The sequence below is a fragment of the Nostoc sp. genome (assembly GCF_036919555.1).
In the GTDB taxonomy this organism is placed as follows: Bacteria; Cyanobacteriota; Cyanobacteriia; order Cyanobacteriales; family Nostocaceae; genus Nostoc.
Genome location: NZ_JBALCS010000058.1, coordinates 15,952 through 33,258 on the forward strand (window position 1 = coordinate 15,952; position 17,307 = coordinate 33,258).

General features: G+C 42.9%; 13 protein-coding genes. 4 read left to right on the forward strand and 9 right to left on the reverse strand.

All coding sequences use genetic code 11. The features are described 5' to 3' along the window. The first annotated feature begins 1,478 nt into the window (after positions 1 to 1,478). Positions 1,479 to 4,001 (forward strand): cell division protein HetF, encoded by a 2,523-nt coding sequence (hetF, locus tag V7K36_RS17330; protein ID WP_335117709.1) that lies wholly within the window; start codon positions 1,479 to 1,481, stop codon positions 3,999 to 4,001. 188 nt (positions 4,002 to 4,189) lie between these two features. Here hetF and V7K36_RS17335 read toward each other — a convergent pair whose 3' ends face one another. Further along, a complete protein-coding gene (locus V7K36_RS17335; protein WP_335117711.1) occupies positions 4,190 to 6,871 on the reverse strand; it encodes a COR domain-containing protein in 2,682 nt (893 codons plus the stop codon). Between the two features lie 113 nt (positions 6,872 to 6,984). Between V7K36_RS17335 and V7K36_RS17340 the strand changes: the two genes are divergently transcribed. Continuing rightward, the gene (locus V7K36_RS17340; protein ID WP_335117713.1) at positions 6,985 to 7,170 is read left to right on the forward strand and encodes a hypothetical protein; all 186 of its coding nucleotides are present in this window, start codon (positions 6,985 to 6,987) and stop codon (positions 7,168 to 7,170) included. A gap of 434 nt (positions 7,171 to 7,604) precedes the next feature. On the opposite strand, the gene V7K36_RS17345 is transcribed toward V7K36_RS17340, so the two are convergent. From V7K36_RS17345 to V7K36_RS17360, 4 genes are all read right to left on the reverse strand, one after another. Beyond that, positions 7,605 to 8,228 (reverse strand): Uma2 family endonuclease, encoded by a 624-nt coding sequence (locus V7K36_RS17345; RefSeq protein ID WP_335117715.1) that lies wholly within the window; start codon positions 8,226 to 8,228, stop codon positions 7,605 to 7,607. 85 nt (positions 8,229 to 8,313) lie between these two features. Beyond that, entirely contained in the window at positions 8,314 to 9,132 is an 819-nt protein-coding gene (locus tag V7K36_RS17350) for a type 1 glutamine amidotransferase (protein WP_335117717.1), read from the reverse strand. Between the two features lie 38 nt (positions 9,133 to 9,170). Then, positions 9,171 to 9,662 carry a DinB family protein gene (locus tag V7K36_RS17355; RefSeq protein WP_335117719.1) on the reverse strand — a complete coding sequence of 164 codons (492 nt, stop codon included), beginning with the start codon at positions 9,660 to 9,662 and terminating at the stop codon, positions 9,171 to 9,173. Positions 9,663 to 10,039: 377 nt separating this feature from the next. Further along, complete coding sequence (locus V7K36_RS17360; protein ID WP_335117721.1) at positions 10,040 to 11,377, reverse strand: Mur ligase family protein; 1,338 nt, start codon at positions 11,375 to 11,377, stop codon at positions 10,040 to 10,042. Between the two features lie 280 nt (positions 11,378 to 11,657). On the opposite strand from V7K36_RS17360, the gene V7K36_RS17365 reads away from it, so the two are divergent. Beyond that, complete coding sequence (locus tag V7K36_RS17365; RefSeq protein ID WP_334830732.1) at positions 11,658 to 12,245, forward strand: thylakoid membrane photosystem I accumulation factor; 588 nt, start codon at positions 11,658 to 11,660, stop codon at positions 12,243 to 12,245. A 190-nt stretch (positions 12,246 to 12,435) separates the two neighbouring features. Further along, positions 12,436 to 13,044, forward strand: a complete 609-nt coding sequence (locus tag V7K36_RS17370; protein ID WP_335117723.1) for a hypothetical protein — start codon at positions 12,436 to 12,438, stop codon at positions 13,042 to 13,044. A 204-nt stretch (positions 13,045 to 13,248) separates the two neighbouring features. Here the strand turns inward: V7K36_RS17370 and V7K36_RS17375 are convergent, their stop codons facing one another. From V7K36_RS17375 to V7K36_RS17390, 4 genes are all read right to left on the reverse strand, one after another. After that, the gene (locus V7K36_RS17375) at positions 13,249 to 13,923 is read right to left on the reverse strand and encodes an O-methyltransferase (protein WP_335117725.1); all 675 of its coding nucleotides are present in this window, start codon (positions 13,921 to 13,923) and stop codon (positions 13,249 to 13,251) included. Between the two features lie 161 nt (positions 13,924 to 14,084). Next, complete coding sequence (locus tag V7K36_RS17380) at positions 14,085 to 14,972, reverse strand: NAD(P)-dependent oxidoreductase (RefSeq protein ID WP_335117727.1); 888 nt, start codon at positions 14,970 to 14,972, stop codon at positions 14,085 to 14,087. A 318-nt stretch (positions 14,973 to 15,290) separates the two neighbouring features. Next, entirely contained in the window at positions 15,291 to 15,629 is a 339-nt protein-coding gene (locus tag V7K36_RS17385; protein ID WP_335117777.1) for a 2OG-Fe(II) oxygenase family protein, read from the reverse strand. Between the two features lie 298 nt (positions 15,630 to 15,927). Continuing rightward, entirely contained in the window at positions 15,928 to 17,199 is a 1,272-nt protein-coding gene (locus V7K36_RS17390; RefSeq protein WP_335117729.1) for a hypothetical protein, read from the reverse strand. Positions 17,200 to 17,307 lie beyond the last annotated feature (108 nt).

The following is a 17,307-nucleotide window of genomic DNA, read 5'->3' on the forward strand; positions in this document are numbered from 1 at the left end:
TTTTAGTATTATTGCTTATTGACAAATAGTTTATAATCTTTACTTGTCACCCATGTGCTGAACCTGGGAACGAGAAATATGATCTAGTTGGCGAGGAAGCTCTGATCTGAGGTTGACAGCAGGATTGCTTGTAGACAAAGGGGTAAAGGTGAAAATATAGAAAAAAAATTAAGAATGTGATTAAATATCAAAACAATCATTCTGAAGTGGCATCTCTAGCTCACAATAAAAAGAAAGGGATTCAGGGACTGAGTGAGCAGGTTATGCTCTATCCTGGCAACAGGAGGAGACTCAAAGTCTACCACCAGTAGTAAGAATAGTAGTGGTGCATTCCAGTTATGTGGCCGATCGCATAAAAAAACCCCCAGTGGGTGTTAGCCAACCAGGGGAGCTAGTTATCAGGGTGCATCTACCAATTAAATGTTCTCAGGTTGAAGACCATAGTCCGGATAAATTTGTACAATGGTCAGTTATTATTTTTAATAAAAAACCCCAGTGGGTGTTAGGCAACCAGGGGAGTGAGTTATCAGGGTGCATCTACCAATAATCTTTTCTCAGGCAAATGGGTAGCTACCGGATAAACTAGCAAAGATTGAAGTTGTTATTGTTTATCAGAGAAAAACCTCAGAGGGGTTAGTTATCAGGACAGACCTACCAATTAAATGACCGGTGCGCTGCCAAAATGTGTGTGTCAGAGATGATTACTGCTTTCTTTCTTATGCAGAAGAGATCCCCTAAACCCCTGAAAAAGTTCGTTAGAGTTCCCTTTTTGAGGGGAGCCAGTGCCTTGCTGTTAGCGTAGCGGTAGCAACATAGGAACGCGCAGGGTAGGAATTACTTAAAGGATTTCCCCACTCTTAAAGCTTCCTAGCAAGAGCGTCTTTGAACAGGAGAAGCAACTGGCGTGGACTTATTCAGATATAGATTTCCGGTTTTCAGTGCGTAAGTTTTGTACTTATTGAGTAATAAAAAACCCCCAGTGGGTTTTAGCCAACCAGGGGAGCTAGTTATCAGGGTGCATCTACCAATTAAATGTTCTAGGTTTAACCACCATGCCCCGGATAAATTTATTAGAAAGTTGATTGTTGTCGTGTGTCAAAAAAACAAGAGTGGATATTAACTGAACTAGGGGAGCTAAAGATCAAGGTACATCCATCTATTAATCAAGTATTCTAGGTTAAGCACTATTTTTAGGTAGAGAATATCTGCGTCAGAAGTTGCTGTTGTTTGCCAAAATTGAAAAAAACCCCCAGTGGTGTTAGCCAACTAGGGGAGTTGAAGATCAAGGTGCATCTACCAATTAAATGTTCTAGTCTCAAGTAATCCGATCCGGATAAAGTTGTAAAGGCAGAAAAAGCAAAACAACTAGAATCAGAAACATTCAGGGGTGGGATGCATCTAAGCTATCAGAGGGAGCGAAAAATCGACTTGAAACTTTCGCGTTTCAAACCAGATTTAGGAGGCGGACAGGAGAAACTGTGACTCAGGAATTCCACATTTCGGTAACTCCTGTAGGGCAAAATGACTACTTGGTGCGGACGGAACAAGTTGCGCCTGGGGTACCATTGGCAGAAGAATTGGTGAGTTGGCCTGTAGCTGATTGGTTGATGGCTGCTGGGCATTTGATGAATGACCCGTTGAAGTCGGTGTTGGAGGGAGATATATTCGCTTCTGGCGGGAATGAAAGCGATATCGCCAGAAACTCTGTGAATTTGGTGGCGTTGGGTCAACAATTTTATAACGCCCTATTTCAAGGCACCCTTAGAGATAGTTGGATTACTGCCCAAGGTATTGCCCAGAACCATCAACAAGTACTACGCTTGCGTTTGGGGCTAAAAGACACTAGGTTAGCTCGTCTGCCTTGGGAAGTGATGCACGCAGGCGATCGCCCTCTGGCTACTGGTCCTTATGTGGCTTTTTCTCGCTTCCAAAGTGGAATTTTAGGGGCTTCGCCTTTGCGATCCCTGCGGGGGGCTACGCCTACGCCAAATATGCCCACACCACGAGAAGAAGGTGGTGTAAAAGTATTGATGGTAATTGCTTCTCCCTCCGATCAAGTCCGTCTGGACTTACTGAAACAGGAAGCGATCAAACTGCAAGCAGAACTTCACCGTGTACCACGACTTGCTGAAGGTAGCAATCGTTTTCCAGAAATTGAACTCACTGTCTTAGACCAACCAGGACGGGAAGAACTGACGCAAGCTCTAGAACAAGGCAGATTCCACGTTCTCCACTACTCTGGTCATAGTAACTTCGGCTCTAATGGCGGAGAAATTTATCTTGCTAGTCGCAGAACTGGCTTAACGGAAATCTTAACTGGGGACGATCTGGCAGGTTTGCTCGTCAACAATAACATCCAAATGGCAGTGTTTAACTCCTGCTTGGGGGCATACACAGCTGCGTCTGATGCCTCTGGAGATACTGGTGAACGAAACTTGGCAGAAAGTCTGGTGAAGCGCGGAATTAGAAGCGTTTTGGCGATGTCAGAACGGATTCCTGATGAAGTGGCGCTGACGCTCACACAATTATTTTATCGCAACTTGAGTCAGGGATATCCAGTAGATTTGTGCGTAAGTCGGGTGCGCCAAGGATTAATTTCTGCCTATGGTTCTCACCAGATGTACTGGGCATTACCGATTTTATATCTCCAGCCAGAATTTGACGGTTTCTTGAGCCAGGAAACTGAGGTATCCGAAAGTGCAGAGTCGCGGAATCAGTATAGTTCGCCTTTAGGGTCAACTTCTACGATGTACTCTGCTATGGCAGATGATTCCGAGATACCTTTAGGAATGGAGGAAATGAATCCTTCTGGTTTGGCGCGTGACTTTTCTGGGTTGGACTGGCTAGGTGAAGATACTTGGGGCGATCTTGTTGATGAAATTGAGTATGATGACCCAAGCTATGAAGAAGATTCTGCGATAGTTTCGGATTTGTTTCGTCAGCTAGATAACCAAAAAGCTCCAACTGAACTGGATCAACAAATTCACGAAAATAGTCTTCAGCAAAGGCAGGTTTCAGAAGAAATTACTTCTTTGCAAAAGGAAGTAGATTTGTGGGGAGAAGCCCCAGCACCGCCACCTCAAGCTGCTGGGAACCTTGAAGGAAATTGGCAAAATTCGGCTGATTTTTTGCGTAGGCGTAGCCCAACCCAGGCATCGCAACCAGCCCCACCAAGAAATCGTACCCGTCGCCGCAAGCTGTGGCCGATTGTGGGTATTGTGGGAATTAGTGCCTTAGCAGCTGCGATCGCTTTAAATTGGTGGCAAAATCGACCCCAAGCAATGCCTAACATACCAGTAATTCCCACTCAGTCTCTACCCATTCAAAAGCAGCAAAATATCGATTTACAGACAGCACCAACTGGAATTGTCGCCGCCACCGCTACAGAAAAATTGAGCCAGGGCGACTTGCAAGGTGGGTTGTTAACTGTAGAAGAACTACTTAATCGTGGCGCACTGGCTGCGGCTGACACTGCCCTGAAACTGATTCCAAATAAACAAGCTGATGACGCATCTGTGAACTTTTACAAGGGACGATTAGCTTGGCAATCTATCCAAACTGGAGACAATAACTATAGTGTCGATGATGCCCGCCGTTACTGGGAAACTGCTACAAAAGCTAAACCAGAATCGCTTTTATATAATAATGCTTTGGGATTTGCCTATTACACAGAAGGCAATCTAAATCGAGCCAATGATTCTTGGTTCAAGGCTTTGAATTTAGCTCTCAAAGAACAGAACAAAAATTCAAAGACAGCAGTACCTGAAGATGCTTTAACTTCCTATGCTGGTTTAGCTCTTGGACTGTATAAATCTGCTCTTAGTCAACCTAATGGCAAGCAGACACAGTATCTGAATGAAGCGATCAAGTTGCGACAAACGGTAATCGAGTCTGATCCAGTAAATTTCCAGGTAGATAAATTAGCTAAAAATTGGCTGTGGACGGAGAAAGCGATCGCAGATTGGCGATCGCTCCTTCAGGAAAAAGGTCAAGAACAGTAATAGAGTGAAAAGGGCGGTTAGAAACCACGCCTATACAAGGCTTTACCACCTCCGTAGGTTTCAATCTCTCAATTTTTCCTTAGCCCACGCAGGTGGGCTTTGTTTGTATAGCCGCGAATTGCATTCGCCCTGGCTCTTGGCAAGAGGTTTTGCAATTTTCACAATTCAAATAGGTTTTTTGTATACTGTTATTTGTTGCCTTGAAACTTTTTAATAATATTGCCAATTAAAGGCAATTGTTCCAGTACCATTTTTATCAAATCTACAAAAGATTTCTCAGAAAGGCGATCATCTCCACGCAGTTGTAAGACTCCAATTATGACTATAAATAAAACAGTACCAATAATGACTAGGGCTAGGGAATAAATTGGTAAGATACCTGCAAATATCCCAACTGTATTAAAGACTATTGCGAATACGAGTAAATAGAACATTCCATTTCGATAAGCCCAGGGAAGCGTAACCTGTGCTTCTGGTTTAGAATTTTCTTCCTGTTTAGATGGTTCTGTCATAAAATTATTCTCTTGCTTTGATGGCTGAATTACATTATTAATTATGACAACGACATTTTCCCTTCTTGTCTCAGAGGAATTAGACAGAAATTCGCCACTCTTTTGCTGTTCTGCTTTCAGTAACTCCCTTCTGTCCATTACATCATCAATTAAGCGTAAGACATCAACCATTTGATAGCTTTTTTGACATTGAATGCCTTCTTGCTTATCAGCTACAAACTGTCGCAATATCTCAAAGGGATAAAAGTGTGGTTCTTGGCTATCTTTGCAGGTGTGGCAATTACAAGGGATTAATTTGTTGTACTTGAGTCGCTTGTACGAGTCATGAATTTTATCAAGTTCATGTGTAACTATGGTCATCAAATCTCTTTTGTGACGACCTAAGACTCGAATCTTAATCTCCCGCTTGCCGTAATATTCAATCACCTCTGCTTTAGTATGGTCTTTGCTGAGAACAACGCCGCTTTTCCAAACACATTGTTGTTCATTCATCAACTCATGCATGGCGACGATGAACTGGGTGATGATGCCTTTGGGCATGAACTCATAAGTGTAACGCAGAATCAGGTTGTTGGTTTCATCCCAGTTATAGGATGGTTGATTAGCAGATAGCAATTGTGGGGCAATATACTTTCCTTGGCTTCTAGGAATTTCGTAGCACAGCTTGAAGTTGATCATCAGGCGCAAGAGTTCATCATGCATCGTGGCGTATTCGTCTTCACACCAGATGTTTGCCAAATCAGACCGCGTGAAACTGCCCAGGTTGCGAATCACCTTTTCATTATCCAGCACCTTGTAGACTGCATCAGTTCCCCACTTGGGTTTGAGGATGACGGTTTTGTTCAAAAGTGGGTCTTCCTGGAAGTGCAAGCATACTCCCAAATCGTGTAGATAGCTGCTCAACTGCAACTTGTCATTTCTTTGGGTGAACCTATTTTGCTGGCAGATATTCAGGTATTCATCCAAGCCTATGTAATTGCGTACGTCACTCTCCAAAGCTTCCCGGACTCTAACCCAGGTTTTTGGCAGCGGACTACCAATATGGGGTAGGTTTTTAACGTAATGCTTGATTTGTTCTAAAACTTGTTCTAAACCTCTGTTGTCAGCAAGGTTTGTTGCTAAAGTCTCCTTCAAATTAGTAAACTGCCCCCGTAACTGGAGTTCATTAATTTCCCGGTGGCGGTTTTGCTTCTCATTTTTGATGATTAGTAGCGGACTGTTATCGCTCAACAGTTCCACCACATTCAGCCAGTAATAAAAATCTGTGTCTTCCTTGCGGGTATCTGCCACTAAAACGTAGAGGGAACGCTTGGTGAGGAAAAACTGGTGAGTAGCATGGTAAATCTCTTGCCCCCCAAAGTCCCAGATGTTGACTCGAAACTCTCCCCCATTTTCCATTGGTAAACTCCACTGAATAACCTCAATTCCCTTTGTAGAGTCTTCCTCTCGGAGTTGATAATTTTGGTCTTTAATTTTCTTCGCCAGTGTTGTCTTCCCTGCTCCTCCTTCGCCAACAATTAGTAACTTTGCCTCACACAGATAATCTGGGCCTTCCATTTTCAGTTGTCGAAAATAATCCCTAATCGCCGCAATACCTTTTGCAACAATTTCTGGCGGCGGCTTTTCGATGAGGTTGTCGCTTAAATCCAGGAAAGTGAGTTGTTGCAGGCGGGCGATCGCTTCTGGCAGCGTCCTTAATTGGTTTCCGTCTAAATCCAGGGTGGTGATTTGTTGCAAGCGGGCGATCGCTTCTGGCAGCGTCCTTAATTGGTTTCCGCTTAAATCCAGGATAGTGAGTTGTTGCAGGCGGGTGATCGCTTCTGGTAGTGTCCTTAATTTGTTGCCTTTTAAATCCAGAGAGGTGAGTTGTTGCAGGCGGGCGATCGCTTCTGGCAGTGTCGTTAATTGGTTGTAGCTTAAATACAGGGAGATGAGTTGTGGCAGGCGGGCGATCGCTTCTGGCAGTGTCGTTAATTGGTTGTGGCTTAAATACAGGGAAGTGAGTTGTTGCAGGCGGGCGATCGCTTCTGGCAGTGTCGTTAATTGGTTGTGGCTTAAATACAGGGAAGTGAGTTGTGGCAGGCGGGCGATCGCTTCTGGCAGTGTTGTTAATTGGTTGTAGCTTAAATACAGGGAAGTGAGTTGTGGCAGGCGGGCGATCGCTTCTGGCAGTGTTGTTAATTGGTTGTAGCTTAAATTCAAAACCTCTAACCATTTCAGTTCAAACACCTCAGCAGGAATCTCTATTAATTTTTCCTCGTCATTAGTACGCCAATCATTGCTTAAATCTAATTCTGTAAGCTTTTTCTCTTTTGCTTCGCGGATTTTTTCAAGGTAACGTTGAGGCGTATTTTCCATACTGAGGTTCACCTGTCAACTAAAATTATATTTAATGCCCCTGATTCGCTGGACAATCTCGCAACTACTAATATTTTGCACTAATCTCAACAACCGCCACAGGTTAGAAACCTATGGCTGATAGCGAAACTCTTCTTAAGAGGACTAAATTATTTCCAGACTTAGGTTTTAGTCTACTTGAGTGGCTTTGGCTATTGGTTCCTAGAACTTCGAGTTTCAGGCGATCGCGGGTGCTAATTGACAATGCTGCAAGTGATCAAAGCAATCTACTATCCTGTGTAACACTAGGCGATCGCTAATAATTTTTACGAAATCTCAAAATAATTTATCATTAATAATGGTTCAGATTGGCTTGTAAACTAGTCCTTGATACTCGTAAATGGAGCTACGAACTCCGTCAATGAGTCTTTAATACTCGTGAATGGAGCTATGAACTCCGTTAATGAGTCTTTGATACTCGTGAACGAGGATATTTTGCCGGTTCACGAGTATATTTTGCCAGTTCACGAGTATATTTTGCCAGTTCACGAGTATATTTTGCCGGTTCACGAGTCTTTGTAATTCGTCGATAAATCTCAAAATACTCAGGGACGAGTCTTTGAGACTCACTCACGAAAACTTAGAACTTGTAAATTAGTATTTGAGCCTTGTGGATGAATATTTCAGACTCGCGCACAAGTGTTTGTAACTCATTAATGAGTTGTAATGACTCTTTTACTTTTTTAGCCGTTTTTTACGCGACTTCTCCAGCCCGAAAAATCTGTTCAGCAGTTAAATTCAACTCTGGGAAAGCTAGCGACTGAATGCGATCGCTTCCTCTAAATTGCCTAACTTGATACTCACCTTCAATTAGTTGGTAAATCGAGATAGTTGGTTGTTTAGGATTGCCAATAAAGCGCCTACCACCTAAACCTAGATAGTCTACAATCCAATATTCAAGAATGCCCAAAGACTCATAATCTTCTAGCTTCAAGGCATAATCATCACTCCAATTGGTAGAAACAACTTCTACAACCAACTTGACGGAATTACCCCGCGTGATGATAGATTCTTTATTCCAGCGTGGTTCATCCCTAACAGCTTGTCTATCCAGAACGATGACATCTGGTTCATAACCTGAATCAGTGTTAATTGACTTGATGATGCATTCTTTAGGAATAAAGCAAGGAATAGACAAACGGGTGATTTCAATAAACAAAAAACCATTGATAAACCCAGCTATCTCTGAGTGCTTCCCTCTTGGCTTAGGCATTTCAACAATTACCCCATCATGTAGTTCATAATGCCTGTCTAAAGATTCGGGATACCAGGCGACAAATTCATCAAATGTTACTTGTTTAGCTAAGGCTTGAGTCATACTTTTCCCCCTTGCTTGATGTCAAATTTGACCCCTCTCCAAACCTCTCCCCGTGTTGGGAAGAGGGTTAATAAGCGAACTGAGGTTAAACTTTCGCCGCAGCAACACTTGGTAAACTCACTTTCAATCGCTTAAACATCGCTTCCCGCGCTTGTACAGCAAGATTATCATCTAAAGGTTGCAAGGTAATTTCCTGCTGATACTTTAGCCGCAGCGCTGTTTGAATTAACCAATCAGCGACAAAAGGATTTTTTGGTAATAAAGGCCCGTGGGAATAAGTAGCGATCGCATTCTGATAAAATGCTCCTTCTGTCCCATCTTCTCCATTATTTCCCAAACCGTACACCACTCGCCCCAAAGCTTCCACTTTCCCCAACTTGGTACGTCCGCCGTGATTTTCAAAGCCTACCAAATATGGTGTACTACCCGTCATCTCTTGCAAATCTCGCGCCAAACGTGAAGCTGTCACTTCAATTACCAAGTTGCCAATACAACGCTTAGTATTTTCACCAGGATGGACGGAAACTAAATCGAGTATTCCCAAACCTTCAATCCGTTGTCCTAATCCTGGTTCATAATAATGTCCCAGTAATTGGGGTGAACCACAAGTAAATACTCCCGGTGTCCCATTTTCAATTTTCTCGCGCATAGCGTCAGCTTTCGCACCTTGCAAATCACGCATGACAATTTCTTGCTGACGATCTTGTGCGCCACCACCAACTATGACATCTACAGTTTTAATATCTGCGGCTGTGGTATTTTGATCCAGGGGTAACACTTTAACATCGTATCCCCGCCACTGAGCGCGACGTTCTATAGTAATTACATTACCGCGATCGCCATAGGTACTCATCAGCGTCGGGTACAACCAACCAATTGTTAATTCCAAATTTTGAGAACTCATAAATAACTCTTCATTAATAACTAATAGTTTTAATCAACTTATGGTGAAATCACTCTATGCATATCCAGACTTGGAGGAGCAATTTCCGTTTGGGTTAGCATATCGTGAATTTGTCCTCGGTGATGTGTTTGGTGGTTGAAAAAATGGGCTAGCAATAGATTCACGGGATCGTTATAGATTTTACCTTGATTACTTGTATAAGTAATTATTCCCTTCAATAAGTCATCATTTAGATCATCAATAAATGCTGTGATCCGCTCATCTTCTAAAATACGGGCTGCACGCAATTCCTCAAATTTATCATAGAGAATGGCATCAAGTCCTTGAGATGACATCTCTTCACCTGTAAAGCGTCCCATCCAAATGCGATCGCCGATCATAATATGATTCAACGTCCCATAAATACTTTTGAAAAATGCTGGTCGAGTCTGCTTGAGTTCTACATCTGAAAGTAGTGAACAAACGTCATATAACCGACGATTTGCCAGAGAATTGTAGCGTGAGAGCATCTGGAAGTGTTGAATGAGCATGTGGCAAATTTAAGTGATTTATATAACAATCAGATTTGATTCCTGAAATTACTTGTGTAGGCAGGGAACAGGGAACTCTTAACTGGAAAGAAGGGGGTAGAGGTGAGTTTTTTCAAAAATAAAATACGAGTCCTATATCATGTCTGCTTGATTACTTATTAAACCCGGAGAACCCCACCCCGCCAAAGCTGTGCTTTGTCTCCCTGCCCCTAATCCCCACAGGGGGTACCGAGTTCCTCGCAGGCGGGGAGGGGTTCTTTTATTATGGGTAATTTGGCCGACATGATATTATTTTTTAATTTTGAATTGTTAACTATGTCTTTAGACAAGGGAATATGGGGCATAGGGAAAAATTTCTCTACTTCCCACTCCCCAATTTAAAGAATTTTCCGCCCAGTCAAAACTTCTCGCACTTCTAACATGGCTGAATAGGTAGGCAGAATATGCAAAGTTTCATTGTCTGGTGTATGCTCTAATGCAGTAGCGATCGCTTGTCGCAAATCTTCTTCCACAATTAAATTTAACGTACTCTCAGGGGACTTTTGACTGTAACGTAGACGTAGAGCCAGATCGTAGACGCGATCGCCACTCACTACTAAAGTCCCGCCGCGTTCGACTAATTTTTCCGTATCGACGTCCCAAATCCAGGATACATCAGTACCATCGGGCGTGCGATCGTTCAATACCAGCAGTGTGGTTTTATCTGTACTTTGAGTAACTACGCGAATGGTTTCATTGGTTCCTACAGGATTTTTTGATAATAATATCCGCACCCGTTTACCGTTAATTACTAAATCTTCAGCACGACCGAACGCCGCTTGAAAATTGTTAATAGTATCTCTGATTGTTACTTCATCAACTCCTAACTCAATAGCCGCAGTAGCAGCCGCTAAAGTATTATATTTGTTGTACAAACCAACCAGAATTTGCGACCATTCACTACTTTCGAGAGTCGGTTTACTTTTACTAAAACCACACTTGGGACAAGTAAAATCTCCCAAATGAGACAAATAAACACCTTTGTAATCTAGGGAATGTCCACATCTGGGACAATAGATAGAATCAACAGCGTGAGGAATAGCTTCTAGATAATGTTCTGGTTCATTCAAGCCAAAGAATAACACCCGTTGGGGTAACTGCTGACCAAGATTAGATAAAGTTGGGTCATCAGCATTGGGAATTACCACCGTTTCTATTGGTAGGGTAGAAATAACTTTTGTCCAACGCTTACTAATTGTGTCTACTTCGCCGTACCTATCGAGTTGGTCGCGGAACAAGTTTAAACAGAGAATAATTCGCGGCTGGAGTGGCGTTAACACTCTTGGTACAATATTTTCATCAACTTCCAAAATGGCGTAATCAACATCTAGTGTACCTAGTAAGTTGGTACTTTCCAACAACGCACTGATCAAGCCATTTTCCAGATTTGCACCTGTAGAATTATGAGCGATGCGATAACCCTTGCGTTCTAAAATCGTGCATAAAAGCAGCGCTGTAGTGGTTTTGCCGTTAGTACCAGCAATTAAAATCACCCCGTTTTTAACTTGCTGACTCAATAATTGTAAAAGTTGGGGTTCAATACGACGAGCAATCGAGCCTGGTAATACACTAGCAGCACCCAGACGCAAAAATTGCACAATAAACGTCACACTTTTTGCCACTGACACTGCGAAAGCCAATCGCAGCCTATCTATGAATTGTATTTTGTTTCCCACATCTGTACCCTAGTCTTCTGGCGGTTGCTAATTGAAGTCTTGAACTTGCAAATTTAATATGCGTGAGTTTAGCGAATCCTGGCTGAAAAAGCCAGCCATACCAATTTTGAATTTGAGATTTTGGATTTTAGTTCAGCGTAGCGATACCAGCCAGTTACGAGAGATAATCTCAGTAGGCGTTATCTTAAAAAATAATACGCGGGCGTAATTACATATCCAGCCCAGTTTGCTGAATTCAGCACAAACTCACGACAAGTAGTAGCTTGCAAGGTTCCTTTTGATGAATAGCACAAAGTTTCTTTTTTTACATAAACAAATTACTGGCTGGCGAAGGTGGTTGTCCAAATGCCTGTTGTTGCTTGCAAGTCTGTTCATTATCAGTATGCAACCTGCATATGCTGGTCTTAATAATGATTTATATGATGGCAACATCTTTGTCGTTTATGCTGGCAATGGTTCATTGGTTCCTCCCAGACAGACATTGGCTCAGACTTTAGCGCAACATAAACCCGTATTTTTGGCTTTTTATGTGGATGACAGCAGCGATTCCAAAAGATACGCCATTTCGATTTCACGGGTACAGGAATTCTATGGTCGGGTAGCAGAGATTATGCCGATTAATGTAGATACTATCCCGCCTAAACAGAGCTACGACCCTACAGAACCAGGATATTACTATTCTGGGGGTGTTCCTCAAGTCGTGGTGTTTAATAAATCCGGTCAGGTAGTTTTGAATAAGAAGGGTCAAGTAGCTTTTGAAGAGATAGACGATGAATTTCGCAAAATCTTTGATTTGTTACCACGCACGGAAACAGCAAAGCTAAAGCGGCGAGCCTTCAATGAGTTCAGTAGTGAGTTAGCTAGATAACTTATGGGGTAGACCAAATTGGTCTGCCCTAATTTTTAGTGCTATCTGTTACTACATTTCTGCCGATACCAAAGGATAATATTTAAATATCTGTGTTAACCATTTAGAAAATTAATCTCTAGTCTATAGTCTCTAACAAATGACTAATGACTAATGACCAATGACCAATGACTAAATAGAGTGTATTCTGATGTCAAAGGTTTACACGACCCAGGAGCTAATTCAAATTTTGGCAGCTGAACGCCAAGCCTGCCTCAATGGAAAACGCCTAAAATTAGAAATAACAGTCTCTGGCAATCCTCTAATTGACCAGTTTCTCAGAACTGATGGGCTGCAACAGTTCACTGCCTATCAAGATTTCAAAACTGCAATTCATGACTATCAGAGGGAAAATCAAGTTTCAGGTATTATCTGGCGGGAGGTAACAGTCAAAGGTAAAAACTTGAACTATCCCCAAGTAAACACCGAGTTAATAGCCCTCATCAGTGACTTAGAGATATTAAAAGCTGCTAAAAATTCCATCGTAGAATTTTGGTATGAAGTCTCTATGGGGATGGATTTATACTTGAGTTTCAATAATAGTAAACAATACCAACAAATTGTCACATCTGATGTCGAGAGAATTGTTCAAAGAACAGAATGGGCAAGTTTGTGTAAGTGGGAAAATTCTAGCTTTTTGGAAATGATTTTGCAGCTAGGATGGGGTAAACCAGAAGAAGCTTGTTATAAACGAGGAAGACCGCGAGCGGGTAGTGAATATATTCATGCGGTCAATCCTGGTAATCGCCCGATTGGTTGACGTACCGATTTTGGATTTTGAATTTTCAATAGACTTCTTGCATAAATCAGAAATAAGAACCCCACCCCGCCAAAGCTACGCTTTGTCTCCCTGCCCCTAATCCCCAGAGGGGGCCCCGAGTTCCCCGATCTTCGAAAGGGGATTAAGGCTGGGGTGTTTAGGACTTTTGCAAGAGGTTTAATTTTGAATTGTTAGCTCGATGCCTTATTGGTCAGTGGTGACGATCGCGATCGCAAAGCCGTCGTATCCTTTGCTGCCCACGGTTTGGATTGCGGTGGCGCTGACACGCGTCTCAGAGGCAAGCAGTTCGTTGAAGCGGCGCACTCCCTGAACGCTAGGATCGTTGCTGCTTTGATCAATCACTGCTCCGTTACGCACAACATTATCGGCGATGATCAGGCTGCCGCGACGAGAAAGCTTGAGCGCCCACGCGAAGTAATGCGGATTGTTTGGCTTGTCAGCGTCAATGAAGATCAGGTCAAATGGGCTGTTACCCTCGGCGGCAATCTGTGGCAGCGTAGAGAGTGCCTGTCCGAGGCGGAGGTCAACGATGTCGGACAGACCCGCGTGGGCGATGTTGGCGCGGGCGACTTCGGCGTGCTTTGGGTTAGCCTCCAACGTGATCAGACGCCCGTCGCTAGGTAGCGCCCGCGCCAGCCAGATAGTACTGTAGCCCCCCAGCGTGCCAATCTCCAGGATGGTTCGCGCTCTTTGGATTTGCGCCAACAGCAGCAGCAGTTTACCCTGGTTTGGCGAAACGTTGTGTGGTGGCAGTCCGGCGGCAGCACTGGTCTGGAGTGCCGCATCCAGCGCGGGGTCGGGCGGCACAAGCAGATCGGTAAAATAACGATCAACCGCAGTCCATTGCTCTTGAGTCATAGATTCTCGCTTTTTTCCCCATCTATAGTGTTTCCTAATCTAGTGACATACAGCTAACCTCACCCCGCTTTATCTCCCCTCTCCTTAGTAAGGAGAGGGGTTGGGGGTGAGGTTTTATGATCTACTTCATGCACCTGGGAACCGCTATAAAATACTCAAGATTAGGTGTCAGATATTGCTTGGTTAGAAAGGATTGTAATGATTTCATTCAGTGGACGATCGCGATTAGACTCTTCTGGTGTTTCCTTACCCAAGGAGGTTTCTTTCACTAAGCGGTAAACATCGGCTGCTCCGTAAAAAATGCGCTCAGTCAGACCCAACTCTTTAAAGGTTTCTGCAATCTCTTCCATTTCTCCTATCCAACGATGCGCTTTCGGTGTCATCGATGGAATGGAACGGGTTAAGATGCTAGCAAGTTCCTGTTGACTACTAGACACTTCATCCCATAGTTCCTTATCTAACCCTAAACGATGGGCTGCAATTAGTAATTCTGTGCCGATTGCTGTCAGTCCTTTTGTCAGGGCTGCGTAGGACATTTTCAACCCGGAAGCCTGACCAATTTCATCGCCAATCAGCCGCACATCCAAGCCATGATCTCGCAGTTGTTGGAGTTGACTGGCCTGTTTTCCCGAAGTATAAATGCGGGTGCGATTGGGAACTCGCGGTGGTGGGCCAATAATTGATGCATCTACGAATGTTCCCCCAACTGATTCGATAAGTTGGCTGATATTTATAACTTTTTGGGGTGCGATCGCATTACAGTCAACGTAGAGAATGGGTTTACCAACATTACTGATCGTTTCAGCTACTTGCTTTGCTGCTTGGGTAGCGGCTGCGGGGACTAGAACTGACAAGACTACATCAGATTCAATTACTAGTTGTGTAAGGGAACCCACATCTTGGATGTTGACTGCGGCTGCTAATTGCCGAGTTCGTTCACTGCGATCGTCTAGAGCAGCAATAGTTTTCAATCCATGTTGATTCAGAACAGCTGCGATCGCCTGTCCCATATCACCTGGACTTAAAATACCAATAGTTTGGATAGGCATGGAAAGTTTTATATTTACTTTGTGGCTGACAAGTTAATTCAGGTAGTTGAGTTATCAACAAAATACGTTAAATTGATAGAGATGCCGTATTTAAATCAAACCACGGATCAGCTTAACAAGCAAGCTATCTGCTGAGAGAGTTTCAATCCCTGATATGATGTCCGCTTCATTACTTATTAAACCCCAAGAACCCCACCCCGCCAAAGCTGTGCTTTGTCTCCCCTCCCCGCCTGCGGGGAGGGGTTGGGGGTGGGGTGCAATGACTGTGGGAATCGTAACTAATTATGCGGACATGATTATGATAGGGATTTTGAAAGCCTATAATATCGATCGCCGCAACTCTGGAAAAACCTTAGACACCTTACTCAACACATAATCACCATAGGTTCCGCGAAAATCATGAAGGTTAGCTTGATCCCAGCGATCGCCTATATGATCATTCGCTAGTATATTATCTAATTCAATCGGCTTCACTTCTACATCGAAATTGGGATCGAAAAAGAAGGGGAAGGAAAGGCGATGATTTTGGGACTGGTTTTGTACACGGTGAGGTGTAGAACGATACAAACCTGCCGTCATCTTCTCTAGCATATCGCCAATGTTGCACACAAAGGAACCCGGAACGGGAGGCGCAGCAACCCAAATATATTCATGCAGTCAATCCTGGTAATCGCCCGATTGGTTGACATACCGATTTTGGATTTTGACTAACTTCTGATTATGCGGGTTAGAGCCTTCGTCTGGACTCCTCAGAATAGATAAGCATTCGCAATACTTTGCAGCGCGGTTTCTGGGACGAACAGAGAATTAAGCTTTTGGGGTGCTGACGCGATCTTCTGTAGGACTTACGCACGAGTTACGGAATAACGAACCGCAGAGGCGCAGAGTACACGGAGAAATCAGAGTTTCAGAGATATTTTGCGTAAGTCCTATTCTGGACAAAAAACCTCAGAAATCAAACTTTTTCCAAAGCCTTCTTGTTTCTTGTAGCATACTCCTTTTTCAGCACTGGTAGAGCAGCAAGGATTACACCTATACCAAAGATAGTAGACGGTTCAGGAATGGAGGAAGAAGATGTATTAATACGTTGAGCAAAGATACCTTCTTGCCTACCTGGTGTTTCCCAAGCGATTACAAATTCTCCTAAATCATTATTAGCAATATTAGCAATAACTGGCGACTTAATTCCTGAAGCAATAGTGAAGCGATCGCCGATTAGATTGCCTGATGTATCGAAAAACTGCCCAATTAAACCAGAGTTGCTTGTCGATGCAACTAGATAAGTTTGTAATGTTTTATTAAAAGCAATAGAAAAGTTATCGTAAGTGAAATAATTATCTTTTTTATCTAAAATAATCTTACTGCCAATTGATGTTCCATTTTGATCAACAAAGTCACCACGGAGTTGTGTATCATTCATAAGTCCATAAGCAACAAAGAATTTTTGACTAATAGAGTCAAAAGTTGTTGTGATGGGTGGTTGAGGCGTTGGATTTGATTTAAAGTCTGGCGGCGGTACAATTTGAAATTGTTTGCTTATAAGTCCACTGTCTGCATTAATAAAACTACCTTGTACCGTGAAGTTGGGATAACTTTCTTGATCCCCCCAGGTTGCTAAATATCGGTTGTGAACACTATCCAATGCAACCTGCCCATTGGGAGCGCTGTCACCAGAAGTATCAAGACGAATGTTAGAATTAATTAAGGTTCCATCCGATTTAATTCGCTGCCCCAAGATTCTGTCAGATGGATAGATGCTATCTGGGTCGAAGGCTCTAGCTGTCTGGAAGTATTCGTTAACTTGAGGATTATAAAGTAGACTAGTTTCTTGCGCTGCACTACTGATTGAAAAATTGTCTCCAATCAACTTGCTGTCTGCTGTTATTAGTTGACCAACAGAGCTATTATAAGGAAAAATTGCGTTTCCTTGAACTCCAAAACTCACTAAGTATTGATTATCAGTGCTGTTATAAGCAATAACTGGCCCAAAAATAACACCTGGCTTTCGAGATAAGTTGATGTTTCCCTCAATTAAAGAACCTGTAGTCGTGAACCTCTGTAATGTCAAACTTTGGAAGTCTGTTGTGACATTTCTCCATACAGCTATATATTCTTGATCAACACTGTTATATGCTAAGGATGGTTCAGATACCGCGTTTGAACTACCTTGTGATAGTTTAATAGGATTGCCAATTAGCGCTGCATATGCAGAGTTAATTCCGATCATTGTTAAAGTCAAGACAGTGGTAGAAATAACAAATTTAATTTTTTTTAAAATTTTTCTATTCATGTCACTTCTGAATGTTTGAAAAGTTAGCAGATAGTGCAAAATCAT

Coding starts and splice junctions, on each gene's coding strand:
- V7K36_RS17335 (WP_335117711.1), bottom strand. CDS start 6,871: ATGGAAAATACGCCTCAACGTTACCTTGAAAAAATCCGCGAAGCAAAA.
- V7K36_RS17340 (WP_335117713.1), top strand. CDS start 6,985: ATGGCTGATAGCGAAACTCTTCTTAAGAGGACTAAATTATTTCCAGAC.
- V7K36_RS17345 (WP_335117715.1), bottom strand. CDS start 8,228: ATGACTCAAGCCTTAGCTAAACAAGTAACATTTGATGAATTTGTCGCC.
- V7K36_RS17350 (WP_335117717.1), bottom strand. CDS start 9,132: ATGAGTTCTCAAAATTTGGAATTAACAATTGGTTGGTTGTACCCGACG.
- V7K36_RS17355 (WP_335117719.1), bottom strand. CDS start 9,662: ATGCTCATTCAACACTTCCAGATGCTCTCACGCTACAATTCTCTGGCA.
- V7K36_RS17365 (WP_334830732.1), top strand. CDS start 11,658: ATGAATAGCACAAAGTTTCTTTTTTTACATAAACAAATTACTGGCTGG.
- V7K36_RS17370 (WP_335117723.1), top strand. CDS start 12,436: ATGTCAAAGGTTTACACGACCCAGGAGCTAATTCAAATTTTGGCAGCT.
- V7K36_RS17375 (WP_335117725.1), bottom strand. CDS start 13,923: ATGACTCAAGAGCAATGGACTGCGGTTGATCGTTATTTTACCGATCTG.
- V7K36_RS17380 (WP_335117727.1), bottom strand. CDS start 14,972: ATGCCTATCCAAACTATTGGTATTTTAAGTCCAGGTGATATGGGACAG.
- V7K36_RS17390 (WP_335117729.1), bottom strand. CDS start 17,199: ATGATCGGAATTAACTCTGCATATGCAGCGCTAATTGGCAATCCTATT.